This is a genomic window from Pseudomonas sp. K5002, assembly GCF_013386655.1.
GTDB lineage: Bacteria > Pseudomonadota > Gammaproteobacteria > Pseudomonadales > Pseudomonadaceae > Aquipseudomonas.
On the sequence record NZ_JACARK010000184.1, the window covers coordinates 1 to 22,651 of the forward strand.

A 22,651-nucleotide genomic window follows, 5' to 3' on the forward strand; every position below is an offset into this window, starting at 1 on the left:
GCCCGGGTGATCCGGACCTGCTGACGTTCCGCGCCTTGCGCTTGATGCAACAGGCCGACGTGGTGCTGTACGACCGCCTGGTGGCGCCGGCGATTCTTGAATTGTGCCGTCGCGATGCCGAGCGGGTGTATGTCGGCAAGCGTCGCGCCGACCATGCGGTGCCGCAGGACCAGATCAACCAGCAACTGGTGGACCTGGCCAGGCAAGGCAAGCGCGTGCTGCGGCTCAAGGGTGGCGATCCGTTCATCTTTGGGCGTGGCGGTGAAGAGATCGAAGAGCTGGCGGCCCATGGCATCCCGTTCCAGGTGGTGCCGGGTATTACCGCGGCCAGTGGTTGCGCGGCGTATGCCGGTATTCCGCTGACCCACCGCGACTATGCGCAATCGGTTCGCTTCATTACCGGGCACTTGAAGGACGGGACTTCGGACCTGCCGTGGAGTGACCTGGTGGGCCCTTCGCAGACCCTGGTGTTCTACATGGGCTTGATCGGGTTGCCGATCATCTGCGAACAGCTGATCAAGCATGGTCGTTCGGCGGATACGCCGGCGGCGTTGATCCAGCAGGGCACCACGTCCAACCAGCGGGTGTTTACCGGCACCCTGGCTGACCTGCCACGCATGGTGGCGGAGCATGAGGTTCATGCGCCGACACTGGTGATTGTGGGAGAAGTGGTGCAGTTGCGTGAGAAGCTGAAGTGGTTTGAAGGCGCTCAGTCGCAAGTCTGATAACCGCGACAGATGTTCAACTGTAGGAGCGAGCTTGCTCGCGAAAAACTCAAGGTCACCGCGTTCATTCAGCATGAGCGCGTTATCGTTGACGACCTTCGCGAGCAAGCTTGCTCCTACAGGGCTTGGATCAACTCCAAATCCCTTTCCCGCTCAACCGCTCCCGGTCATGCTCCGCCTCAAACGTCTGCAACGGCCCCTTCGGCACAATCCCCGTCGGATTAATCGTGCGGTGACTGGCGTAGTAATGCCCCTTGATGTGAGCAAAATCCACCGTCTCGGCAATCCCCGGCCACTGATACAACTCCCTTAGCCAGTTCGACAGGTTCGGATAATCCGCAATTCGCCGCAGGTTGCATTTGAAGTGGCTGTAGTACACCGCATCAAACCGGATCGCCGTGGTGAAAAGCCTTACATCGGCTTCAGTCAGGTATTCTCCCGCCAGGTAACGATGCTCACCCAAGTGCTGCTCAAGGTGATCCAGTTCGGCAAACACATCATCAAATGCGGCCTCATAAGCCTTTTGTGACGTGGCAAAGCCTGCGCGGTACACACCGTTGTTCACGGCGGGATAGATTCGATCGTTCAGTGCATCAATGGTCGAGCGCTGGGCTTCGGGATAGAAATCCAGTTGATTGCCGGTCAGTTCATTAAACGCACTGTTGAACATGCGAATAATCTCCGCCGACTCATTGCTGACAATCCGCTTGAGCTTCTTGTCCCACAACACCGGCACCGTGACCCGCCCGGTGTAGTTGGCGGTGTCGGCGGTGTAGCGTTGATGCATGAAGGCGAAGTCGTCGAGCTTGTCGCCGCTGGAGCCATGGGCCTTGTCGAAGGTCCAGCCATTTTCCAGCATCAGCCAGCTGACCACGGATACATCGATCAAGCTCTCCAGGCCTTTGAGCTTGCGCAGGATCAATGTGCGGTGCGCCCAGGGGCAGGCGAGGGATACGTACAGATGGTAGCGACCGGCTTCAGCCGCGAAACCGCCTTCGCCGGTCGGGCCGGCTTCACCATCGGCGGTCACCCAGTTGCGGCGTTGCGCCTGCTCTCGTTGGAAGGCGCCGTCTGCGCTACTTTCGTACCACTGGTCATGCCAGCGTCCTTCGATCAGCAAACCCATGACTGACTCCTTGGCTAATAAGCGTTGGAGTGCAGTCTAAAGGTCTGAGTTCGAACAAAAAGCGCAAAGGCTGGGGGTTAATGATCGACTAAATCGATTTGTCCCGGGCATCCCAGTACTGCTGGGCCAGTTCGAACGCCTGTTCCCGCGGGTGGCCGAGGCCGCGCAAGGCCAGGGCCATGGTGGCGATCAGTGCCAGTTGCGGGTAGCTGTCCTGCACCTCACCGCGCCATAGCGCCTTGAGATGCTCGGGCTCCAGCGCGGCAGGCTTGACGTGACGCTGGGCGGAGAGGGCGGGCCACTCTTCATCCCAGCTCTCGCCGCCGGTAGTGCCGTACAGGTGGCTGATGGTGTCCGGGTTGATCTCGATCTCGCCGCCGTCGCCCTTGACCACGATGCTGTTGTCGCCAAGCAGGCCGCTGGCATCGCGGTGTACGCCCTGGTAGCCCGGGTGGAAGATGCTTTGCAGGCCGCAGCGGGCGCTCAACGGGTTGAGGATGCGCGCCAGTGAATGGATCGGCGAGCGCAGGCCCAGGGTGTTGCGCAGGTCGATCATGCGCTGCAGTTGCGGCGCCCAGTCCCCCAGGGGAATAAACGCCAGGTTGCCCTGTTCAAGGGCCGCTTCCACCTGTTGCCAATTGCGGCACAACGGAATCTGCAAGCCATCCAGCAACTGCTCGGTGTAGAGCCGGCCTGCCGTATGCGCGCCGCCGCCGTGCATCAGGATACGCACGCCGTTCTGTGCCAGGCACTTGGCTGCCAGCAGGTACCACGGCAGGTGGCGTTTTTTACCGGCGTAGGTCGGCCAGTCGACATCCACATTGAGCGACGGTGCATTCAGGCGCTCGCGCACGGCTTCGGTGAAGCCTGCGAGTTCTTCCGGGCTTTCTTCCTTGTGCCGCAGCAGCATGAGGAAGGCGCCGAGCTGGGTGTCTTCGACCTTCTCGTCCAGCAACATGCCCATGGCTTCCCGGGCTTCCTCACGGGTGAGGTTGCGGGCGCCGCGCTTGCCTTTGCCGAGGATGCGCACGAACGGCGCGAACGGGTGCTCAGCAAGGGTTTCAGTGATCAACGGGGCAAAATCAGTCATAAGCAATTCGTCGGCCTGGGCAGGCCCGCCAGCTTGGCGGCGAGTTTGGCGGGAGTGCCTTTGAACAGTCGGTTGAGGTGCAGGCTGTTGCCCTTTTCCGGGCCCAGCTTCAAGGCGGTGTACTTGATCAGCGGGCGGGTGGCGGGCGACAGCTGGAATTCGTCGTAAAAGCCGCGCAGCAGTTCGAGGATTTCCCAGTGTTCCGGGGTCAGCTCCAGCGCTTCGGTAGTGGCGAGGGCGTTGGCCACGTCGCTGGACCACTCGGTCAGGTCGACGAGGTAGCCGTCCTTGTCCAGTTCGAGGGTGCGTTCACCTACGGTCAAAGTGTTCATAGCCAAGTGTTGACCTTGCCATAGTCGATCGACAGCCGGACGAACGCCGGGTAATCGACACTGCCGGCCCATTCAGGCACGGCGAGGTTACGCGCCTGGCTGTCTTCGGCCAGTACAAACACTTTCACGCCCCTGGACTGCAGGGCCTGGCAAGGCGCGCTGGCGGGTTGCAGGGCATAGGCGCCGTCGCCGCACAGCAGGATCGCATCCTGGGTGCCACAGAGGCGCAGGCAGCTGTCCAGCCGGCTGTCGGTAAAAGGCGAGTGGGATACCACATGCAAGGTCGACATCAGAGGGTAATCACCTGGTCGTAACGGTCAATCATCTGTGAAATTTGTTCACTGCTCAGCGGCTGTGCGTTGCCGGAGGTGACCAGCCCGCGCACGGCGAGGCTATGGCTGCAGGCAAACACCTCTTCGACGCCAAATAATTCCAGGGCCTGGAGGTTGGCGCTCAGGTCTTTCTGTTGCACGACCCTGGCGTCCTGGCTCGCGGCCAGTTGAAACACGCCGTCATCCAGAAACAACAGGCCAATCGGCAAATCAAACGCGCCGCCAGCCAATACGATATCCAGCGCTTCACGGGCGCCGGGGCCGGACCACGGCGCCTGTCGGCTGATCACCAGCAAGGATTTCGACATGTCACGGCCCTCCGAAGCAGATCAAGCGGTCAGCGGACTGGGCGGCGTCATGCAACTGCCCAAGCCCGGACAATGCCCAAGGCGCGTCCAGGTTCACCGCGCTGCGCTGATAACGGGTGGCCTCTTCGGCATTCAGCACGCCACGGCGCAGGGCCGCGGCGATGCACACCACGCCATCGAGCTGATGCTCGCTGACAAACTCGCGCCACTGACGGGCGATATCCTGCTCATCCTGCGGCGCAACAATGTTAGTGGACGCGCTGTAGACGCCATCCTGATAAAAAAACAGCCGCACAATCTCATGTCCACCCGCCAGCGCCGCCTGGGCGAACAGCAAGGCACGGCGCGAGGAGGGCGCATGGGCGGCGGAAAAAAGCGCAATCGCGAACTTCATGGAACACTCTGAAGGCAAAACCTGTGGCAATGATAAAGCCGCAGGCAACAAAAAGCCCGCCGAAGCGGGCTTTTTGCATGCGGCTGCGATCAGTCGTCGCGGCCCATGATGCCGAAGATCTGCAACAGGCTGATAAACAGGTTGTAGATCGATACATACAGGCTGATGGTGGCCATGATGTAGTTACGCTCGCCACCCTGGATGATTGCGCTGGTCTGGAACAGGATGCAGGCCGAGGAGAACAGCACGAAACCTGCGCTGATCGCCAGTTGCAGGCCGCTGATCTGGAAGAACATGCCTGCCAGTACCGCAGCCAGCAACACGAAGAAACCGGCGGTGATGAAACCACCCAGGAAGCTCATGTCCTTGCGGGAAATCAGCACGTAGGCCGACAGGCCGCCAAATACCAGGGCAGTCATGGCAAATGCCGAGCTGACCACTTCCGCGCCGCCGGCCATGCCGAGGTAGCGGTTAAGGATCGGGCCGAGGATAAAGCCCATGAAACCGGTCAGGGCAAACGCCGACACCAGGCCCCAGGCCGAGTCGCGCAGCTTGTTGGTCAGGAAGAACAGACCGTAGAAGCCGATCAGCACGACGAAGATATTCGGGTAGCCGACGCGCATTTGCTGGGCTACGAAGGCCATCACGCCGCTGAACGCGAGGGTGAGAGCGAGCAAGCCGTACGTATTGCGCAGGACGCGGCTAACTTCTAGCTGCTCAGCCTGCGCGTTTCCATTCACTGCGTAATTTTGTTCGCGCATGGCGACACTCCTTCAGTTTTGAAACATTCAGTCGCAAGGATCATAACAGACGCTCTGTAACAAGCTATGGCGAGAGTTTGACAGTGTGTTTCATTCGGGTATTATGGCGCCCGCTGAGGCAGGATGAGCTACGCTAATCCTGTGTTGCACAAGGGAAATTGGCAGAGTGGTTGAATGCACCGGTCTTGAAAACCGGCGGACGTTAATAGCGTCTCCAGGGTTCGAATCCCTGGTTTCCCGCCAAGATTTACTCAAGAGCCCCGCTATTGCGGGGCTTTTGCGTTTCTGGGGTTCAGGAATACACCTCCAATCGTTAACGCATCATTTCAGGCAGTTTTCGCAACTCTGCAAAAAGTGGGCGTCAACGGGTAGGGTTCACTATTTCACCCACGCGCCGATAACCGTCTCGGTTATCAGTTCACGCCGGAGAAGTCAGGCACCCAAGCCGGGCGCGCTGACTGGCGTGATTCGTTACTGAGAAAAGGCGCAATTACAGGTGGAAGTCGCCCGCAGCCTCCGGCTGGTAAAGCACTTTCTTGATCTCAATCCGGCGGGTCCGGTCAGCAATTCGCCAGTCGATGGCGTCTCCCTCCTGATAGCCAAGGATGGCGGTGCCTATGTCGGAATACACGGAATGCTTTGCTGCGTTGCTGTCCGCGTCTTCAGGGTAGACCAAGGCCACTTCGAACTCTTCATCGTCCAGTTGCAGCAAGGCCCTGGAGTTCATCGTGATGACATTGCACGCCACCTGCTGCGGCTTGACGACAATGGCCCGCTCAAGCTCATGTTCGAGTTCAACAACCGCCGGGCCTTGCTCGAACGCGATCAGATCCTCGAGCCTGGCCTTGTCGATTTCAGTGATGTAGATCCTGGTGGAGTCGCCACCGGCACCTTCGCGCAAGAACTGGAAATAGCTCGCCGCCGTCATGGAAAATGACGTCAATGTCGGCGTTTCGCTCTCCAGCATAAAGCCGCTGCGCAGAAAGGCTTTCAGCGAGCGCGAGTTGTCCGGGTGAATCTTGGCGATGAGCTTCTCGGCCCGCATGTCGAGGAAGGCCAGTTTCATGCCTTCGCGGATCGTGCTGGCGCCCAGGTTCCGGCCCCATTTGTCGCTGTCTCCGATGACCAGGACAATCTCGCAATTTGAGCCGGTCTTGATGAGACGGACAAAGCCCACCGGGGCGTCATGCCGGTCATAGGCCATAAAGAATCTGCCGCCCTGGTTGAATAGATGAGTCAGGATCGGCAACTGAGTCCGATCAATGACTTGCTCAATGGAGCGGGAGACATGACGCGAATCGCTCAGATAGCAGGTGATGCGCTCATCCTCTAACCAATCCATCAACGTCAGCGCGTGCGCCCGCGTAATTTCAGGGCACAGCGAAATGAAAGGCTTATTCATCTTGACCACACTTACTTGTAAAGGATTGAAGCCCTTCATGGATATGTCATGGCGGTTCTTCGGCAACCGGATATTTTAAGACATGCCGCGAGTAATGGCGAACATGCCAGAGAGTTCCAAGAAGCCACCGCTTGCTGAACCCGACCCAGGCAAGCACTCAAGAGAAAGGTGGGCTGACTACGCATCGCAGCCTGAGGGCGGCCTGTCTATCCAACCGAGCAAGCCGTTCCCGGCTGGCACTCAAATGTAAAAATTTTTATCTGGCCTCTTGAAAACTTTCCCGGCGAACATAAATTTTCATCACGCGACGCCGAATGCGGGTCGCGCACTTAATCACTTGGATTTAATCAGGAGATTTTGAGATGGCTACTACCCTTTCGTTGGCCCCTTTGTTCCGTCAATCCGTGGGCTTCGATCGCTTCAATGACCTGTTTGAGTCGGCGCTTCGCAGCGAGGCTCCGAACACTTATCCGCCTCACAATGTGGAAAAGCACGGTGATGACGAATATCGCATTGTCATTGCTGTCGCTGGGCTTACTGAAGCGGATCTGGATATTCAGGTCGAGAAGGGCGTTTTGACAGTCGTTGGCGACAAGCGCGAAACCGAGAAAGCAGTCACTTATCTGCACCAGGGCATCGCGCAACGAGCATTTCGGCTGTCGTTCCGGCTGGCAGATCATATCGAGGTGCGCGGTGCTTCGATGAACAACGGGCTGTTAAGCATCGACTTGCTGCGCGTGGTTCCTGAAGAGGCCAAGCCCAAGCGCATCACGATTGGTAGCGGGAAAGAGCCCGAACTGCGTCAGGTTAGTTTGCAATAAGTCAGCGGTAACAAAAAAGGCGCTCTTGGTAGCGCCTTTTTTTGTGTGTGGAATCAAGACGCCTACCGATCAATACCTGGCACGCAGAGTACCCGGTAGATCCATCAACCGGGCACTCCCGCCTGTTTAGAAGATATTCAACGGGTACTCGGTAATCAGGCGTGTCTGCACCAGATGCCCCCCGGTGGAAGCATCGCCATCGTGCCAGGCTTCCCTCAGGCGAAAGGACAGCTTCTTGGCCGGGCCACTCTGCACGACGTATTTCACTTCGGCGTCGGTTTCGTGTTCCTGGTCGTTGGCGCCATAGAACCCGGTGTAGGCCGAATTGCCGGGGGTATGCGTACCGTCGATGCCGGCACCGCGAATATGGCGGGCCATGAAGCTCAGGCCGGGGGCGCCAAAGGCTCCCATGTCCAGGTCATAGCGCATCTGCCAGGACCGCTCGCCCGGGCCGTTGAAGTCGGAGTATTGCACCGAGTCAGCCAGGTTGATCGAGTTGCCGTAGCGCCCGGCACCGACGCCGGCATTGGTCTCCCCAAAGCCGACGTAGTCGAACGGCTCGTCACCATGCACTTTCTGCCCGGCCAGGGTGAAGGTCTGTGCACCCAGGGTGTAGGCAGCCGCCAGCGAGGCTGCGGTGGTGTCGATGGTCCCGGCCTTGGCGCTGCCGTCGTCCAGTGTGCGATAGAGGTTGAAGTCCAGCGCGACGGATTGGTCATCGGTCAGTGGATGAACAAGGTTCAGGTTGACGTAGTACTGATTCCACACGTCTTCCAGATGCGCTCCGTACAGCGACGCGGTGAATTCCTTGCTGAACTGGTATTTGCCCCCCGCGAAGCTGGCCGACGACGCTTCCACGCCTGCATAGCTGGCGAGAATGTCGCCGCTGCGCGAGGTGGTGGTGGTACCGGTGCCGGAGGTGTAATGGCCGGCCTCCAGGTTCAGGCCGGTGATTTCATGGCTGTCGATCTGGAAGCCTGTTGCGGTCTGTGGCATCAGGTAGTTATCGGCGGTGGCGAACACCGGCGACGTAGGCTGCAGGTCGCCGACCTTGAGCGTGGTATTGGAAATACGGAACTTGACGTCACCACCGGCCTTCGCGAAGCCATGATCCGGATTGCCATTGGCGTCGGACGGTATGTTCGGGCCACCGGCGCGGTCGGTGTCCCCGTCGATGCGCAACGCCAGGTCGGCAAACGCATCAATGCCGATGCCAATGGTGCCTTGAGTGAAGCCCGAGCTGTAGGTCGCCATCAGCGCCTGGCTCCAGTCACGGGTGTGGGCGCCGTTGCCGTTCTGGTTCCAGAACAGGTTGCGGTTGAGGATATTCAAGCTGCTGTCGGCGACAAAGCCCTTGGAGTCGGACTGATCGCTGGCATAGCTCATGGCCGGCAAGGCAAATGCCAGCGCCACGGCCAAGGTATTGAGCTGAAGTAACGGTTGACGTTTTTTCATTATATTTTGCTCCTGTGCACGAGTTCGTGTGGGAGCATTAAGGCGACAGCCCAGGCCATCAACAAATGAAACTGGATGAAGGTTTTGATATCCCTTTTACCAAATTCCAGGCAAAGAAAAGCCCGCGATGGGGAGTGCGGGCTTAAAGGTGTTCACTTAGGAGCTGGAGTGACGATAAGCGCTCGAGTGTGAAAGGGATGTGAAAGGTTGTTGGGTGCGTAGCGTATTTATCACGAGTGATCCTCTCCTCGCACAATCCTTCCGGCCTTCACCTCATCCGCGTACCCGCTGAGCTTTTCCTGCTGAGCCGCGAGCAGTGCACCCATCTTCATCAGGGCGACTGCTTCGTCGGGTGATTTGGCGACCCCGGCGATAGTGGCCAATTGATTGACCGACCAGGCGATAACGGCCGTCGCATCTTCGAGGTCGTAGAACAGTTCCTGCTGTACGGTCCTTGGGCCGTCGAGCCTTTCCATCAGTTCTGCCATTTACCCGTGCTCTCCAAAAAAGTGGTTCAGTGCGATCAGCTCAAGCACCGTTGCGCCAATCCTCCTGTAAGCCGGCGGACACGGCAATCGCGATTTTCCCTTGAATGCCGTTGTTGGGGCTTTCCAGACGGGAATGGGCGAGCGGGATGTCGGCAAGGGAATAGACCGCGCCAACGTGTGGCCGCAGTTGACCGTTGGCGATCAGTGCGCTCATTTCATCCAGCTTGCCGCGGTTCTGTCGTGTGAAAACGAAGTGATAACTCGCGTTCCTGCCCCAGGCCTGGACGAGGTTCTGGGGGTGCGCCGTGTCCACAATCGTGACCACGCGACCCAGTTGCGCAAGCGCGTCCGGGCTACGGGACAATGTGGTGCCGCCGATGGTATCGAACACCACATCAACGCCACGGCCACCCGTTTCCCGCAGGATGGCGTCGACGTAATCTTCCTTTTCGTAGTCGATGATTACGTCCGCGCCCAGGCTTCGCGCGAACTCGACATTGACGTCGCGTACGGTGGTGAACACCTGGGCGCCAATGGCTTTCGCCAGTTGGATCGCCACATGCCCGACGCCGCCCGCGCCGCCGTGCACCAGGATGCTTTCTCCCACCCTGAGGGCTGCACGCACCACCAGCGCTTCCCAGGCGGTGCCGCCGACCAGGCTCAGGCTTGCCGCTTCAAGGTGACTCAGGGCAGGGGGCTTCTTCCCGATAATGCCTTCGGCCGCCACGTGGTATTCGGCATAGCTGCCGGGTCCGTCAAATATTTGCGGGGTGTACCAGACTTCGTCGCCTGGCGCGAAGGACGTAACCCCCGGCCCGACTTCCTCAACGACCCCCGATACGTCATGCCCGGTAATCGCCGGTAGCGGCACCAGGTCAGCGTAGTCGCCACGTCGGACCTGGTAATCCAGCGGGTTGATGGAGGTTGCGTGTACGCGGACCAGGACTTGCCCCGTGTGCGGAACGGGCTTGGGAACGTCGCGAAGTTCGAATGATTCCGGGCCGCCAAATGACTTGAGTATCAACGCCTTCATTGCATTTCCTCGTTTCGACAAAAAGGGATATCGCGAAATCTCGATATTATGTGGCAAAAAAACTACAAATCTTTCCCTATGATCTCGGCAAGCCTGCGGATGGTGGCTTCATTGCGCTTGTAGTAAGTCCACTGGCCGATGCGCCTGACTTCGACCAGGCCCACCCGTTGCAGCGTTGCCAGGTAACCGGACACCGTCGACTGCGAGAGCCCGATGCCTTCCTGAATACTGCTGACGCACACGCCCACCGTGTGAACGTCCCCTTCATCTTGTGCAGGGAAGTTCTTCTCGGGGTCCTTCAAACCTTTCAGGATTTCGAGGCGTGTCTGGTTTGAGAGGGCTTTGAATATTTCGAGTAAGTCCATGGCGTGATCATATCGAGAATTATCGATATGTCAATGTGTGTCAGACATAACGGGTAGTCAGTTTCAGGCCTCACCGGAGGCGGCGACCAAGGACCTGTCGCGCTGCGGGCCTCTGAGCTATAACAGTGTAAAAGCACAAAAAACAAACGTGTTTCCGGGCTGTTTTCAGGAGAGAACTCATAAGTGCCATGGACGCGGGGCAGGTGGTGCCTGGCTACGTAACCTTCGTCGGGCGTGAGGCATCGTGGGCCGGACGCCAGTTCATGAGCTTCAGCTATAGCGTCAATGGGCAGCACTTTCACAAGTCTCTCAACGAGACGGTTGACGCTTGGTCAACGACGGCGCTTCGTAAAGCCTCGTATGGCTTGCGAGTGGGAGACCCGGTGTCTGTCTGGTGTTCTCTCACCGACCCGGAGGTGTGTTGCATTGGCGAAAAACCAGCAGAGAAACCCGCGATCCTGCGGTGGATAGAGTCTCTCGGAGCGTTAGGGCCGTTATGAAATTGATCCCCACCGTTCGTCCATCGGCCGGCACTCGCGACGCCGCATCGTTTCTCATGTTCAAGCACGGACATCCCGCGCTAGAACGGAGAGCCAGCATGGAAATTGACGAGAAGGCCCCTGGAAACGTATCCCAGCAGGGCGTAACGCGCGGTACAGACAATGAAACCGGGCATGATCCTCGGCGCGATCAACCTGAAGCGCCTCTACCGCCGGACGATGACGCCCCTCTGGAAGAGGATATGTCGGATGTGGATGCGGCTGATTCTGTCGCGAGTGAACACCCCGACAACTGAAGCATCCGAATCAGCCCGACGCACACTGCTTCGGGCTTTTCGGTGTCAAGCGACGATTACGGCATCAGCACCGAATCAACCACATGAATCACGCCATTGGACTGCATCACATCCGCAATGCTGATGCTGGCCTTGCCACCCTTGGCATCCACCACCCACAGTTTGCCGTCATGCAGCTTGATCGTCAGCGACTCACCCTGCACGGTTTTCAACATCACGGTACCGCCGTTCTTCTTGGCGTCGGCCATCAGTTGTGCAGAGGTATGAGTGCCAGCCACCACGTGATAGGTCAGGATTTTTGTGAGATCGGCTTTGTGCTCAGGTTTCACAAGCGTATCCACGGTGCCTGCGGGGAGCTTGGCGAAAGCTTCGTTGGTCGGTGCGAATACGGTGAACGGGCCTTTGCTGTTAAGGGTATCCACCAGTCCGGCTGCCTTGACCGCCGCCACCAGAGTGGTGTGGTCCTTTGAGTTGACTGCGTTTTCGACGATGGTTTTCGTCGGATACATCGCCGCGCCGCCCACCATTACGGTGTCGGTGGCAAAACTTAGGGATGTGGTGACGGAGAGGATCGTAAAGCAGGCAACGGCAGCAATTTTTTTGTAGATGGCGTGCATGATGTATCTCCTTGGTGCTTGTGCCCTCCGGGTGAGGGTATTGAATCTACGTACCAAGGATCAAAGTGGATGCACCTCTGGAAAAATTATTGGTTTGCCGCCCTCACTGCACTTTTTCCCGTTCTTCCGATCTATCTCTGTCCCGACCACACTAATTTCCGGCGTGGACAGCAGACCCAGACCTGGTGCCGATGGATCGCACGTTACCTGTTTTTATCACCCGATGGATGCGTCAGCCGCTGTGGCTGGCTGCGGTTTTGATGCTTTGCGCCAACGGTTGCAGCCAGCAGCAGGGGCGCGATATTGCCACGCAGTTCAGCAACGGCAAGCCCGACGAGTTCTTCCAGACCAGCGTTGATCGCATGGCCACCCTGAGCATGCGCGACAACCTGCAAAGCCTGTATCTGCTGATGAGCAAGCTCTACCTGCGCAACCCCAACCAGTGGCGTCAATCGGGTTACACCGACGCGGTGACCGCCGCCCGGCAAATCCGCCAGGCCATCGAACTTCGCCAACCACTGCCCGCCCTGGGGGATCGTCGCGACCTGGCGGCGCTGAGCTATTCCCTGAGCCCGGAGTTTCGCGGCGACCGGGTAGGCGCCTTCATCTACGCGATCGGCAGCATGCTGGTGACGGCACACGGCGGGCGCACCGAGTTTTATATAACGGACTCGATCAACCCGCAGTTCGTCAGCAATGCCGCGCGCAATATCGAGAAGGCCACCTGGCTGCTCAGTCAGCGCCAGGATGCCAATGGCTCGCTGTTGCTGTTCTCCAACGAGATCTCGGAGGCGGGCAGCAACCTCAGCTTTGCCGTGGAGTTCGGCAAGATCGTCGCGCGCCTCGACCTATTGACCCAGATGCTCGACGAACGCTACCGGCGCATCGGGCTCAACTACGCGCAAAGCTTGCTGCTGATGAATTTCCTGCCGGTGCAGTGACGATGCGGGCCTCCCTCACACCTCGGTTTGCGCTTTGCCGCGGGCAACGGTTTTCTTCGGCGCGCGCATCAGCAGTGGGCCGAACGTCGCGAGCAAACCGAGCATCACCAGCGGGAAGAACATCAGCTTGCTCAGGCCGAAGTTGCTGACGATGACGGTGATGACGGCGGGGCCCACCAGCATCCCGGAAAATCCGATGCAGTTGACGATGCCGATATTGCGCCCGGCATGTGCCGGGTCCCGGCGCCCGGCGGCGGAGATCATCAACGGTGCGATGCACGAAAGGCCGAGGCCAAACAGCGCGAAGCCGACAACGCCGGTCACGGCCGTACCGCCCAATATCGTGGTGATCATGCCGAGGACGCACAACGTACCGCATCCAAACACCACCTGCGCATTACCGAACGCAGCGGCCAGGCGGTCGCCAAAAAGACGCCCCACGAATGACGCACCGACGAACAGTGAGACCGCCATGCCTGCGGTCGAGGTGGTGGTCGCGAACTCCCGGCGAATGTATTCCTGGCCCCAGTCGGCAATTGCGTTTTCGCCCATCATGCTGCCCAGCAGCAAGGTGCCGAGAGCGATCATCACCAGCAGCGTCTTGGCCGAAGGGCCCTTGCCGGTTTCGTCCCGGGACTGGGTGCCGGCTTGCCAGTCGTCGAGCTGGGCGTCGGGCACATCATGCTTGCCCAGCAACCATCGGCTGAACACACAGCCCAGAATAAACATCGCCAGGCCCAGTACGGTGTAAGGCACCAGCACGCTGTCGGTGTAGAACCGGGTCAGCCAACTGCATGCCATGCCCAGCAGGAAGCCGCCCAGGGAATAGAAGGCATGGAAGCCGGACATGATCGAGCGTCGATAAAACCGTTCAACCTGCACGCCGTGGGCATTCAAGGCGGTATCCAGGGCGCCGCGCAACAGCCCCAGCACAGAGCCGAAACACAGCGCAAACCAGAAACCGTTGACGAAGCCCAGCGGGATAATCGAAAGGGGATAGGCGAGGGCGCCAAGGGTAATTACCGGCTTGGCGCCGAAGGTGTCCAGCAGCCGCCCGACCAGCAGCGCACCGGCTGCGGAACCGACACCGACCCCGAGGGCAATCAGGCCGAAACTCGAGTCCCCGAGTTCTCCCGTCAGGCCAAGCTGGGTCCTGAACACGCTTACACCGGTGGACCAGATGTACATCATGGCGCCGATCATCATGAAGCCGAGAAAGGTGGCGATACGTGCCTTGCGAATACGCGGGGGGATCGGGGTTTTCTGGAAAGTGCTTATCACGCTGCATGGTCCCTTTTGTTTTTGTGGGGTGGTTATGCAATTTTGGGTTATACGAATAACCTTGCGGAAGTAAAACCTGCACCCTGTGGGCTGTCAATGCTTTATCAATCCAGAATATGTAACAGTAACAAGGCAGTGGCTGGCGCTTGAGTTTTAAGTTATACGTATAACTCCAACTGTTCAGGTATTGGGGTTTCCGTGTCGTCTCAAGAGTTGTTATTGCCGTGCTCCACGCCGCATATGTCGGCCTACCGCTTGACGTTTCTGCTGTCCGGCCTGTGCATGGGCGCCTGGGCGCCGCTGGTTCCCTATGCGCGCAGCCGGGCCGGGGTGGACGACGGCGCATTGGGCATCCTGTTGCTGTGCCTGGGCCTCGGCTCACTGGTGATGATGCCGCTGGCGGGCATCCTGAACGCCCGCAAAGGTTGCCGCTTTACCATGCACATCGGCATCGCCCTGGTGTTTCTGACGCTGCCTCTGCTGGCGACCACACATTCATTCTTGGGCTTGATGTTTGCCCTGACCGTGTTCGGTGCAGGGTGCGGCGCAGTGGATGTGACGATGAACGTACAGGGCGTGATGGTTGAGCGTGCGACCGGGCGGTCCTTGATGTCGGGTTTTCATGGCTTGTTCAGCCTGGGCACGATTGTCAGTGCGGCGGGGATCACCGCGCTGCTCTGGCTGGGCGCCACGCCGTTGCTGGCCAGCAGCGCGGTGATGGCGGCACTGGCTGCGTTTGTCCTGAGTTACGGGCGCCAGATGCTCGGGCGCAGCGGCGAAGAGGGCAGCCCGATCTTTGTGCGGCCCACGCGTAAAGTCCTGGTGCTGGGGGTGCTGTGCCTGTTCGCGTTTCTGGCCGAAGGTGCGATTCTCGACTGGAGCGCGGTGTTCCTGACCCAGGTGCGTGATGTCGAGCCTTCCATTGCAGGCCTGGGCTACGCCTGCTTCGCCGTGATGATGGCGTTGGGGCGCTTGAGTGGCGACCGGATTCTGCTCAGGCTCGGCGCCCGGCTGGTACTGGTGGGCGGTGGCCTGATTGTAATCCTGGGCTTTCTCACGGTGGTGCTCGCGACGAACTGGCAGGTGAACCTGGTGGGGTTTGCGGTCATCGGCATCGGTTTGGCCAATATCGCGCCGGTGTACCTGTCGCTGGCGGGCGCGCAAAAGACCATGCCGGGGGAACTGGCGATTGCCGCTGCCACCAGCCTCGGTTATCTGGGTATCCTGATGGGCCCGGCGGTGATCGGCTTGTTCGCCCACGCGACGAATCTATCCTGGGCGCTGCTGGCGGTTGCCTCGCTGATGGTCGCAATCATATTCAGTGCCACACGACTGGTTCCGAAGGTTTCCCCTCAACGGGTACACTGAGCGCCTGTTTTTTCATGACCTCGCATGAGGTTTCAAAAGGATTGGGAAGCAAGCGATGGCCGTTTCAATGAAAGACGTAGCACTGGCGGCAGGGGTGTCCCAGCCTGCGGTGTCTTACGCCTACAACCGACCTTCCAAACTGTCCCCGGCCCAGCGCGAGCATATCCTCGAGGTGGCCGCTTCATTGGGCTACCCGGGCCCCAATGTGCTGGGCCGCAGCCTGCGCTCGGGCAAGATCGGCGCCATCGGGTTGATGATGATGGACAAGTTGTCCCTGGCCTTTGCCGACCCGTGCACCATCGCCATGCTGCGCGGCATCAGTGAAGTGGGCGAGTTGGAAAATGTCGCACTGACACTGTTTCCGCTCAACAACAACCGCCTGGTAGGCCGGGGCCCGGCGGCGAGCCACGGCAGCCTGGCCCTGCGCGGGCTGGTGGATGGCCTGATTATCTCGACCCTGCCCGATGATCACCCGGCGGTGCTGGCGGTGGTGAAGCACAGTATTCCGTTCGTGGTGATCGACTCGCCGCTGGTCGAGAATTCGTTTTTTGTCGGCATCGACGATCGCGGTGCGGCTCGCACGCAAATGCAGCATCTGCTGGACCTGGGCCACCGCAAGATCGGCGTCATCATTGACCGCCTCAACCCGGATGGTTACCGCGGCCCGATTGACCTGCAGCGCTTCAAAAGTGCCAGTGAGCGGATTGTCCGCGAACGCCTCACCGGTTACGTGGAGGCGGCCACCGCCGCGGGCCTGGCGTTTGAAGACCTGAGCGTGATCGAGGCCGGTGGGCTGGATTCCACGTCCGGCCAGGCCGCAGCGTTCACATTGCTGACCTCCAACGACGTCACGGCAGTGGTGGCGTGCTCGGATGTGATGGCGATTGCCTGCATGAAAACCGCCCACGCCCTCAGTCGCCAAGTGCCGCAGACGCTTTCGGTGATCGGCTTCGACGATATTCCCGAGGCGGTGCAGCTCGGGTTGACCACCATTGCCCAACCCATGGTGGAGAAGGGCGTGTACGCCGCACGCATGCTGACCGAGCAATTGAATGCCCCGGCTGATGCGCCGCTGGCGCCCGAGCAAAAGATTTTCGCCACCAAGCTGGTGGTGCGTACCTCGACCCGCAGTATCCAGCAGGCAGACGCCTGATCCCGTTGTTAAGGGATCGCTGTAGGAGCTGGCTTGCCTGCGATGGCATCGACTCAATACCACTGACAGACCGAGTCGACTGCATCGCAGGCAAGCCAGCTTCCACCTTTACCCGGGCTGCCCCTTGAAGTGTGCCGCTACTCTGAGGGCATTCGCCGCGATGGTCAGTGCCGGATTAACCGCCGCCGACGACGGGAAGAACGAGCTGTCCACCACCCATACATTCTCCAGGTCATGCAGCTTGCAGTTCAGGTCCAGCACGCTGGTGGTTGGGTCCTTGCCCATCACGGCAGTGCCGCACTGGTGGGAGTTCGTCGCGATGCCCATGCGCGCCTTGAGGATCAGCGGATACCCTGCATCACGCATGGTTTGGGTGGCCTTGCTCACCAGTCCTTCATGGGCCTTGAGGTTGTTCGGCGTCCAGTGAACCTTGATCGCGCCGCGCTGCGTGTCGTAGGTGACGCGGTTGTCCTGGGTCGGCAGATCTTCCGAGGTCAGGTACAGGTCTACGCTGTGGTCAGTGATATAGCGTGAAGCGAATTTCGGCAGCCAGGGCCGCATGGCACTGATCATCGGCTCGCGGATTTTCCCCAGCATCTGCACATTACCCAAGGGGAATGCGTTGTGCGGGCTGGCGCTGTACCAGTCATTGATGGCCAGGGTTTTCTGGAAGGTCACGTTGTTCTTGCGTCGCGGGTCCACCGCCAGCATGAAGGTGCTGTTGTGCACCATGTAGTTACGCCCCAACTGCCCAGAGCTATTGCCCAGGCCATGAGGATGTTGAGCGTTCGCAGACTTGAACAGCAATGCCGCGCTGTTGACTGCGCCGCACGCCAGCACGAAGCGTTTGGCACGCAGTGTCACCTCGCGTCCATCGAACAGACCCCGCGCTTGAGTCACGGTTTTGCCATCGTTATCGGTGTTCAGCTGCCGGATCGTGGTGCGAGTCATCAGCCGAATGCTGCCACTGCGCAGGGCGGGCCTGAGCGCAGAAACTTCGGCGTCGGCCTTGGCCTCCACCAGGCACGGATAGCCATCGCAGGTTGAGCACAATACGCAATCGCCGCCATCGCCATAGTCCACCGCCGCCGGCATCACGAACGGCTTGAGTCCGGCACGCTGCATGCTTTGTTCCAGCGCAACCAGGGCCGGGTCGTGCTTGAGTGCCGGTTGCGGGAAGGGTCCTGAACGCCAGGGTTCGCTTGGGTCAATGCCGGCCTGGCCATGCACGCGGTAGAGCTTTTCCGCTTCGGCGTACCAGGGTTCAAACTCGGCGTAGCTGACGGGCCACGCAGGCGACACGCCCTCGGCATGCTGGATCTCGCCAAAGTCCGCCTCGCGAAACCGTGGCAGCATGGCGCCGTAGAATTTGGTGTTGCCGCCGACGTAATAAAACACCCCCGGCGAAAATGCTTGGTTGGCCTGGTCCAGCCACGGTTCGGCATTGCGATAGCGTCCTTGGCCGAACACCGCTTCAGCGCTCCAGTTCTGGATTTCCCGGGGCAGGAAATCCCCTCGTTCGACGATCACAATATCCAGCCCGCTGTCACGCAGGGCATGGGCGAAGGTCGAACCGCCCATGCCCGAGCCGATAATCACCACGTCACAGTTGATCGTGCCATCTGCATCAGGTGTCACCACGTCGAGGGCGCGCGGTTCGCGCTGCGCCCCCGGTAGTGGATTCAGCTCTGCATGATGCGAAATCAATGCATCACTCATGTGAGCCGCTCCGGCATTTACAGGTGTTGTTCGGAATTACGGATTTGCCAGTACTCATCCTGGCGTTCGTCGGTGATGTATTCCGGAATCGGGAAGTCCCACCAGCCGGGCACCCAAGGGCCAGCCGCATCGCGGTCGGTGGGTACTTCGATCAGCACCGGCACATTCAAATCCAGCGCTTCCTGCAGGATAGGCTCAAGGTCTTCCGGGCGCTCCACACGGTAGGATTTGAGGCCGAAGGCTTCGCCCACCGCCTTGAAGTCCGGGCTGTAGGGCGTGCCGTCCGGGTGGTTGAATTCAGTGCCGATATGGCGGCTGGTCTGCTTGCGCTGGCCACCGCGAATCGACATGTAGCCGGCGTTGTTCTGGATCAGGAACACCACAGGGATATTGTTGGTCACGCAGATCGCAATTTCCTGGGAGGTCATCAGGAAATCGCCATCCCCGAGGATGCACACCACCGGCTGGTCAGGCGCCGCCAGCTTCGCACCGATGGCCGCAGGTACGGCCCAGCCCATGGACGAGAAGCCGCCGGAGGTCAGGTGGGTACGTGGCGTATAGACCGGGAAAGTCTGCTTGACCGCGCCCTGGGTGTTGCCCGAGCCAACCACCACGATGGTGTCCCGCGGGAACACTTTGCGCAGCGCGCCGAGGGGGCGTTGCGAGGTGAACGGAAAGCGATCGGAGTCACGACGGCCCGCCAGTTTGGTTTCCCATTCTTCCTGATAACCGCGCAGGTCGCTCAGGTACTCTTCGCGCTCAACCGTCTCGCCTTTCAGGCTTTCGACAATGGCGGCGAGGGCGTATTTGGCGTCGGCACAAATGCCCACGGTCACCGGGTAGTTCTTGCCGATTTCATGCGGGTCGATGTCGATGTGGATCAGCTTCGACGGCGGGATCGCGAAGGTCACGCCCTTGGCGTAGCTGGACGACGACCAGTCGGTGAAACGGCAGCCCACGGCGATGATCACGTCTGCGGTGGACGCGACTTTATTGCCGCACAGGGTGCCGGTCTGGCCGACACTGCCGGCGAACAACGGGTGATCTTCCGGGAAGCCGCTCTTGCCGTTCCAGGTGGTGACCACCGGGATCTTCCAGGCTTCGGCCAGGGCGAACAATTCCGCGCTGGCTTCGCCGGTAATCACGCCGCCGCCGATCACCAGCACCGGGCGCTTGCTCAGTTTCAGCTCTTCCACTGCGCGAGCGGTGGCTGCCGGGTCCGGGAAGCATTTGCCGATCGGGGTGCGCTCTTCGAGGGCATGCAGGGTCACTTCAGCGGCCTCGGCCTGCACATCCATCGGGATTTCCAGGTGCACCGGCCCGGGGCGTCCGGTGACCATTGCGCTCCAGGCGCGGTGCATCATGAACGGCAACTCCTCAACACGGGTCGCCACCCAATGACGCTTGGTCACGGCCTCGGCGATTTTCGGGAAGTCGTTGTCGGTGTAGCGCTCCAGCTCCTGCAGCAAGCCATGGCCACGCATGTGGGTGGGTGGCCCGCCGGTGATCAGCATCAGGCTGGTGGAGTCGGTAAACGCGGTGGCCATGCCGATTACCGTGTTGGCGGCGCCGGCACCGATGGACGTCACTGCCGCCATCGGCTTGCCGCTCACCCGGTAGTAACCGTCGGCGAGGTGCACCGCGCTCTGCTCATGGAACACCTGGATGAACTTGAGCTTGGAGTCTTCTTCGAGGAAGGCGTCGGTCAGGGTCCAGATACCGTGGCCGGGAATACCGGCGACGTATTCGACGCCATAGTTTTTCAGGGTTTGAGCCACGATCTGGCTGCCGGTCAATTTAGTCATGACAGGACTCCTTGGGTTGATGAAACGGAGGGGGTTGCCTCGGCGGTACTGGCTGCACGCCCGCGTGTCGCCCAGTTCAGGCCTTGCTTGGTCAGGCGGCGGATATTCGGGTCGGCGAGGTTGCTGGTGTCGTGCCCGATGGAGTGATAGAACACCCGCCCCTGGCCCCACTGGCGCACCCAGGCCACCGGGCTGCGATGGCCGTTGAGCCAGGGGAAGGGGTTGCCGTCGAAGGTGGTTTCAGCCAGCACATGAATGTTCGGGTCGACCTGCATGTAGTACTGCTCGGACCGTACCTCGAAATCCTCGACGCCCTGGGTCACCTCGTGGCTGTGGTCGATGACGTTGACCTTGTAAGGGTGGGGAAAGCCTTCGCCCATCGGGTGTTCGAGGAATGAGCCGCCGAGCACCCAGTGATATTTGAGGCTGGCGCGAAACGCCGCGCCTGCGCCGTGCCAACCCACCAGGCCGGTGCCGCTTTCGATCGCTTCCAGCAGGCGGTTTTCCTGGGACGCGGTGAGCGTCTCGGTAGTGACGGCGTTGTTCCAGCCGATCACGATCAGGTCATAACCGGTCAAGTCCCTGTCCAGTGTGAAGATGTCGGTGGACTCTTCGACCTCGAAATCCAGTTCCTGGAAAACGGTGCGCGCCCATGCCGCAATTTCGTAGGGGAAATGGCCGGGCCAGCCACCGAATAGATACAAGACTCGACTCACGGTTGATCACCTCTTTACGTTGGGTGTGATTGTTAGGTTATACGTATAACCGCTTATTTAACCTATCACTCCGGATCCCTAAGTCAATGGGGCTTACATGTTTTTCATCGGGGGTTATACGAATAACGTCAGCAGCCCGCCGCAGTGCTTCAACACTGCGTCTGTGTTGCGTCAGGTTGCGTCACCAATAGGGAGGCTGCGAAATTGCCCGGGGCAGGGGGGTAGGAAAAGATGGTTGCCAATGCCGGGGGCATGTCGCGTGCCCTCAAGAACCACCTGGAGCCACTGATGATTCGTTACCTGAAAACGCCTAAACCGGTCGAAGCCCAAGCCGAGATTGCCGCCCAAGTCCGCGATACCGTTGAGCGCATCATCGCCAACGTCGCCCGTAACGGCGATGCGGCCGTACGTGAATACTCGAAGCAGTTTGATCAGTGGTCGCCTGTATCTTTCCGGCTGAGCGACGAAGAAATTGCCGCCTGCGTGGCGAGCCTGTCCGAGCAGGAAATCGGCGATATCACCTTTGCCCAGGCCCAGGTCCGGCGCTTCGCCGAGGTGCAAAAAGCCTCGATGCACGATGTGGAAGTCGAGACCTTGCCTGGCGTGATCCTTGGGCATCGCAATATTCCGGTGAACTCGGTGGCTTGCTACATTCCGGGCGGCAAGTACCCGTTGCTGGCGTCGGCGCATATGAGCGTGCTGACGGCCAAGGTGGCCGGGGTGAAGCGCGTTGTTGCGGCCGCGCCGCCGTTTGATGGCAAGCCTCATCCGGCCATTGTGACGGCGATGTATTTGGCGGGTGCCGATGAGATCTATTGCGTGGGCGGGGTGCAGGCGATTGCTGCGTTTGCGTTGGGCACCGATACGTTCAAGCCGGTGGATATGATCGTTGGGCCGGGTAATGCGTATGTGGCCGAGGCCAAGCGTCAGTTGTTCGGCAAGATTGGTATCGACTTGATTGCCGGGCCTACAGAGACACTGGTGATTGCTGATGACAGCAGCGATGTTGAAATCATCGCTGCCGATTTGTTGGGGCAGGCGGAGCATGGGGTTAATTCGCCTGCGGTGTTTTTGACGAACAGTGCGGAGTTGGCGCAAACCCTGCCGGCGGAGATCGAGCGGCAGTTGGCGATCCTGTCCACCGCACCGGTTGCTTCTGTCGCCTGGCGCGACTATGGCGAAATCATCCTGTGCGACAGCGTCGACGAGCTGGTGCAGGAAGCCGATCGCATCGCCTCCGAGCACGTGCAGGTGATGACCCGCGATCCGTTGTATTTCCTGGAGCACATGACCAATTACGGCGCGTTGTTCCTTGGTGAGCGCACCAACGTTTCCTATGGCGATAAGGTGATTGGGACCAACCACACATTGCCTACCACCGGGACTGCGCGGTACACCGGCGGGCTGTGGGTCGGCAAGTTCATCAAGACGTGCACGTATCAGCGGGTGCTGACGGATGAGGCTTCGGTGTTGGTAGGGGAATACTGCTCGCGGCTTTGCGGGATGGAAGGGTTTGCGGGGCACAAGGAGCAGGCGGATATTCGGATTCGTCGTTACAAGAAGCACGGTTGAGGGTACATATCCGTTGTTTGGGTAACGGCCTCTATTGGTTCCGCTCTTACA

24 protein-coding genes and 1 tRNA gene are annotated in these 22,651 nt (G+C 59.8%); 8 read left to right on the forward strand and 17 right to left on the reverse strand.

Annotation, left to right across the window (positions count from 1 at the left end; all coding sequences use genetic code 11):
* Positions 1 to 725, forward strand: a 725-nt coding sequence (cobA, locus tag HX846_RS10475; protein WP_178965349.1) for a uroporphyrinogen-III C-methyltransferase, incomplete at its 5' end; no start/stop codon positions are given.
* A gap of 130 nt (positions 726 to 855) precedes the next feature.
* Here the strand turns inward: cobA and HX846_RS10480 are convergent.
* From HX846_RS10480 to HX846_RS10510, 7 genes are all read right to left on the reverse strand, one after another.
* Complete coding sequence (locus HX846_RS10480) at positions 856 to 1,851, reverse strand: glutathione S-transferase family protein (protein ID WP_178965350.1); 996 nt, start codon at positions 1,849 to 1,851, stop codon at positions 856 to 858.
* A gap of 88 nt (positions 1,852 to 1,939) precedes the next feature.
* A complete protein-coding gene (locus HX846_RS10485) occupies positions 1,940 to 2,941 on the reverse strand; it encodes a glycosyl transferase family protein (RefSeq protein WP_178965351.1) in 1,002 nt (333 codons plus the stop codon).
* Complete coding sequence (locus HX846_RS10490) at positions 2,938 to 3,273, reverse strand: TusE/DsrC/DsvC family sulfur relay protein (protein WP_087693047.1); 336 nt, start codon at positions 3,271 to 3,273, stop codon at positions 2,938 to 2,940. Before HX846_RS10490 ends, HX846_RS10485 begins: the two co-directional genes overlap by 4 nt.
* Positions 3,270 to 3,563 (reverse strand): sulfurtransferase complex subunit TusB, encoded by a 294-nt coding sequence (gene tusB / locus HX846_RS10495; protein WP_178965352.1) that lies wholly within the window; start codon positions 3,561 to 3,563, stop codon positions 3,270 to 3,272. The genes HX846_RS10490 and tusB overlap by 4 nt, the downstream gene beginning before the upstream one ends.
* Positions 3,563 to 3,913 carry a sulfurtransferase complex subunit TusC gene (gene tusC, locus HX846_RS10500; protein WP_178965353.1) on the reverse strand — a complete coding sequence of 117 codons (351 nt, stop codon included), beginning with the start codon at positions 3,911 to 3,913 and terminating at the stop codon, positions 3,563 to 3,565. Before tusC ends, tusB begins: the two co-directional genes overlap by 1 nt.
* Position 3,914: 1 nt before the next feature.
* Positions 3,915 to 4,307, reverse strand: coding sequence for a sulfurtransferase complex subunit TusD (gene tusD / locus HX846_RS10505; RefSeq protein WP_003219632.1), 393 nt, complete (start codon positions 4,305 to 4,307; stop codon positions 3,915 to 3,917).
* An 89-nt stretch (positions 4,308 to 4,396) separates the two neighbouring features.
* Positions 4,397 to 5,068: a Bax inhibitor-1/YccA family protein gene (locus HX846_RS10510; protein ID WP_003219636.1), complete on the reverse strand. Its 672-nt coding sequence runs from the start codon at positions 5,066 to 5,068 to the stop codon at positions 4,397 to 4,399.
* A 152-nt stretch (positions 5,069 to 5,220) separates the two neighbouring features.
* Between HX846_RS10510 and HX846_RS10515 the strand changes: the two genes are divergently transcribed.
* A tRNA-Ser gene (locus tag HX846_RS10515) sits at positions 5,221 to 5,311 on the forward strand.
* A 247-nt stretch (positions 5,312 to 5,558) separates the two neighbouring features.
* On the opposite strand, the gene HX846_RS10520 is transcribed toward HX846_RS10515, so the two are convergent.
* Positions 5,559 to 6,470, reverse strand: coding sequence for a bifunctional GNAT family N-acetyltransferase/nucleoside diphosphate kinase regulator (locus HX846_RS10520; protein WP_177116745.1), 912 nt, complete (start codon positions 6,468 to 6,470; stop codon positions 5,559 to 5,561).
* A gap of 362 nt (positions 6,471 to 6,832) precedes the next feature.
* On the opposite strand from HX846_RS10520, the gene HX846_RS10525 reads away from it, so the two are divergent.
* A complete protein-coding gene (locus tag HX846_RS10525) occupies positions 6,833 to 7,291 on the forward strand; it encodes an Hsp20 family protein (protein WP_003219642.1) in 459 nt (152 codons plus the stop codon).
* 126 nt (positions 7,292 to 7,417) lie between these two features.
* Here HX846_RS10525 and HX846_RS10530 read toward each other — a convergent pair whose 3' ends face one another.
* The 4 genes from HX846_RS10530 to HX846_RS10545 all read right to left on the reverse strand — a co-directional run bounded on the left by HX846_RS10530 (position 7,418) and on the right by HX846_RS10545 (position 10,632).
* Positions 7,418 to 8,746 carry an OprD family porin gene (locus tag HX846_RS10530; protein ID WP_003219643.1) on the reverse strand — a complete coding sequence of 443 codons (1,329 nt, stop codon included), beginning with the start codon at positions 8,744 to 8,746 and terminating at the stop codon, positions 7,418 to 7,420.
* 230 nt (positions 8,747 to 8,976) lie between these two features.
* On the reverse strand, positions 8,977 to 9,234 hold the full coding sequence (locus HX846_RS10535; protein ID WP_178965354.1) for a hypothetical protein: 258 nt from the start codon (positions 9,232 to 9,234) through the stop codon (positions 8,977 to 8,979).
* A 40-nt stretch (positions 9,235 to 9,274) separates the two neighbouring features.
* The gene (locus HX846_RS10540; protein ID WP_003219647.1) at positions 9,275 to 10,267 is read right to left on the reverse strand and encodes a zinc-dependent alcohol dehydrogenase family protein; all 993 of its coding nucleotides are present in this window, start codon (positions 10,265 to 10,267) and stop codon (positions 9,275 to 9,277) included.
* A 62-nt stretch (positions 10,268 to 10,329) separates the two neighbouring features.
* Positions 10,330 to 10,632, reverse strand: coding sequence for a helix-turn-helix transcriptional regulator (locus HX846_RS10545; RefSeq protein ID WP_003219649.1), 303 nt, complete (start codon positions 10,630 to 10,632; stop codon positions 10,330 to 10,332).
* Between the two features lie 598 nt (positions 10,633 to 11,230).
* On the opposite strand from HX846_RS10545, the gene HX846_RS10550 reads away from it, so the two are divergent.
* Positions 11,231 to 11,428 (forward strand): hypothetical protein, encoded by a 198-nt coding sequence (locus HX846_RS10550; protein WP_177009152.1) that lies wholly within the window; start codon positions 11,231 to 11,233, stop codon positions 11,426 to 11,428.
* Positions 11,429 to 11,484: 56 nt separating this feature from the next.
* On the opposite strand, the gene HX846_RS10555 is transcribed toward HX846_RS10550, so the two are convergent.
* Positions 11,485 to 12,045, reverse strand: coding sequence for a fasciclin domain-containing protein (locus tag HX846_RS10555; protein ID WP_008431536.1), 561 nt, complete (start codon positions 12,043 to 12,045; stop codon positions 11,485 to 11,487).
* 191 nt (positions 12,046 to 12,236) lie between these two features.
* Here HX846_RS10555 and HX846_RS10560 point away from each other — a divergent pair, with 191 nt between their 5' ends.
* Positions 12,237 to 12,986 (forward strand): hypothetical protein, encoded by a 750-nt coding sequence (locus HX846_RS10560; RefSeq protein ID WP_032898777.1) that lies wholly within the window; start codon positions 12,237 to 12,239, stop codon positions 12,984 to 12,986.
* A gap of 15 nt (positions 12,987 to 13,001) precedes the next feature.
* Here the strand turns inward: HX846_RS10560 and HX846_RS10565 are convergent, their stop codons facing one another.
* On the reverse strand, positions 13,002 to 14,264 hold the full coding sequence (locus HX846_RS10565) for an MFS transporter (protein WP_102604557.1): 1,263 nt from the start codon (positions 14,262 to 14,264) through the stop codon (positions 13,002 to 13,004).
* Positions 14,265 to 14,507: 243 nt separating this feature from the next.
* Here HX846_RS10565 and HX846_RS10570 point away from each other — a divergent pair, with 243 nt between their 5' ends.
* Both HX846_RS10570 and HX846_RS10575 read left to right on the forward strand, forming a co-directional pair.
* Positions 14,508 to 15,635 carry an MFS transporter gene (locus HX846_RS10570; RefSeq protein ID WP_178965357.1) on the forward strand — a complete coding sequence of 376 codons (1,128 nt, stop codon included), beginning with the start codon at positions 14,508 to 14,510 and terminating at the stop codon, positions 15,633 to 15,635.
* Between the two features lie 55 nt (positions 15,636 to 15,690).
* A complete protein-coding gene (locus tag HX846_RS10575; protein ID WP_008431528.1) occupies positions 15,691 to 16,788 on the forward strand; it encodes a LacI family DNA-binding transcriptional regulator in 1,098 nt (365 codons plus the stop codon).
* 108 nt (positions 16,789 to 16,896) lie between these two features.
* On the opposite strand, the gene HX846_RS10580 is transcribed toward HX846_RS10575, so the two are convergent.
* The 3 genes from HX846_RS10580 to HX846_RS10590 are packed head-to-tail and all read right to left on the reverse strand — an operon-like array spanning position 16,897 to position 21,028.
* On the reverse strand, positions 16,897 to 18,507 hold the full coding sequence (locus HX846_RS10580) for a GMC oxidoreductase (protein WP_178965355.1): 1,611 nt from the start codon (positions 18,505 to 18,507) through the stop codon (positions 16,897 to 16,899).
* Between the two features lie 17 nt (positions 18,508 to 18,524).
* Positions 18,525 to 20,312 carry a thiamine pyrophosphate-binding protein gene (locus HX846_RS10585; protein ID WP_102604522.1) on the reverse strand — a complete coding sequence of 596 codons (1,788 nt, stop codon included), beginning with the start codon at positions 20,310 to 20,312 and terminating at the stop codon, positions 18,525 to 18,527.
* Complete coding sequence (locus HX846_RS10590) at positions 20,309 to 21,028, reverse strand: ThuA domain-containing protein (protein ID WP_178965356.1); 720 nt, start codon at positions 21,026 to 21,028, stop codon at positions 20,309 to 20,311. The genes HX846_RS10585 and HX846_RS10590 overlap by 4 nt, the downstream gene beginning before the upstream one ends.
* 288 nt (positions 21,029 to 21,316) lie before the next feature.
* Between HX846_RS10590 and hisD the strand changes: the two genes are divergently transcribed.
* Positions 21,317 to 22,600 carry a histidinol dehydrogenase gene (hisD, locus tag HX846_RS10595; protein WP_008431521.1) on the forward strand — a complete coding sequence of 428 codons (1,284 nt, stop codon included), beginning with the start codon at positions 21,317 to 21,319 and terminating at the stop codon, positions 22,598 to 22,600.
* Positions 22,601 to 22,651: the final 51 nt, after the last annotated feature.

Bases quoted from the DNA above. Each gene is read 5' to 3' on its own strand.
- tusB (WP_178965352.1), bottom strand. From the start codon at position 3,563: ATGTCGACCTTGCATGTGGTATCCCACTCGCCTTTTACCGACAGCCGG.
- HX846_RS10535 (WP_178965354.1), bottom strand. From the start codon at position 9,234: ATGGCAGAACTGATGGAAAGGCTCGACGGCCCAAGGACCGTACAGCAG.
- HX846_RS10560 (WP_032898777.1), top strand. From the start codon at position 12,237: ATGGATCGCACGTTACCTGTTTTTATCACCCGATGGATGCGTCAGCCG.
- HX846_RS10550 (WP_177009152.1), top strand. From the start codon at position 11,231: ATGGAAATTGACGAGAAGGCCCCTGGAAACGTATCCCAGCAGGGCGTA.
- HX846_RS10510 (WP_003219636.1), bottom strand. From the start codon at position 5,068: ATGCGCGAACAAAATTACGCAGTGAATGGAAACGCGCAGGCTGAGCAG.
- HX846_RS10485 (WP_178965351.1), bottom strand. From the start codon at position 2,941: ATGACTGATTTTGCCCCGTTGATCACTGAAACCCTTGCTGAGCACCCG.
- HX846_RS10580 (WP_178965355.1), bottom strand. From the start codon at position 18,507: ATGAGTGATGCATTGATTTCGCATCATGCAGAGCTGAATCCACTACCG.
- tusC (WP_178965353.1), bottom strand. From the start codon at position 3,913: ATGTCGAAATCCTTGCTGGTGATCAGCCGACAGGCGCCGTGGTCCGGC.
- HX846_RS10575 (WP_008431528.1), top strand. From the start codon at position 15,691: ATGGCCGTTTCAATGAAAGACGTAGCACTGGCGGCAGGGGTGTCCCAG.
- HX846_RS10490 (WP_087693047.1), bottom strand. From the start codon at position 3,273: ATGAACACTTTGACCGTAGGTGAACGCACCCTCGAACTGGACAAGGAC.
- HX846_RS10555 (WP_008431536.1), bottom strand. From the start codon at position 12,045: ATGCACGCCATCTACAAAAAAATTGCTGCCGTTGCCTGCTTTACGATC.
- tusD (WP_003219632.1), bottom strand. From the start codon at position 4,307: ATGAAGTTCGCGATTGCGCTTTTTTCCGCCGCCCATGCGCCCTCCTCG.
- hisD (WP_008431521.1), top strand. From the start codon at position 21,317: ATGATTCGTTACCTGAAAACGCCTAAACCGGTCGAAGCCCAAGCCGAG.
- HX846_RS10525 (WP_003219642.1), top strand. From the start codon at position 6,833: ATGGCTACTACCCTTTCGTTGGCCCCTTTGTTCCGTCAATCCGTGGGC.
- HX846_RS10540 (WP_003219647.1), bottom strand. From the start codon at position 10,267: ATGAAGGCGTTGATACTCAAGTCATTTGGCGGCCCGGAATCATTCGAA.
- HX846_RS10545 (WP_003219649.1), bottom strand. From the start codon at position 10,632: ATGGACTTACTCGAAATATTCAAAGCCCTCTCAAACCAGACACGCCTC.
- HX846_RS10585 (WP_102604522.1), bottom strand. From the start codon at position 20,312: ATGACTAAATTGACCGGCAGCCAGATCGTGGCTCAAACCCTGAAAAAC.
- HX846_RS10530 (WP_003219643.1), bottom strand. From the start codon at position 8,746: ATGAAAAAACGTCAACCGTTACTTCAGCTCAATACCTTGGCCGTGGCG.
- HX846_RS10520 (WP_177116745.1), bottom strand. From the start codon at position 6,470: ATGAATAAGCCTTTCATTTCGCTGTGCCCTGAAATTACGCGGGCGCAC.
- HX846_RS10570 (WP_178965357.1), top strand. From the start codon at position 14,508: ATGTCGGCCTACCGCTTGACGTTTCTGCTGTCCGGCCTGTGCATGGGC.
- HX846_RS10480 (WP_178965350.1), bottom strand. From the start codon at position 1,851: ATGGGTTTGCTGATCGAAGGACGCTGGCATGACCAGTGGTACGAAAGT.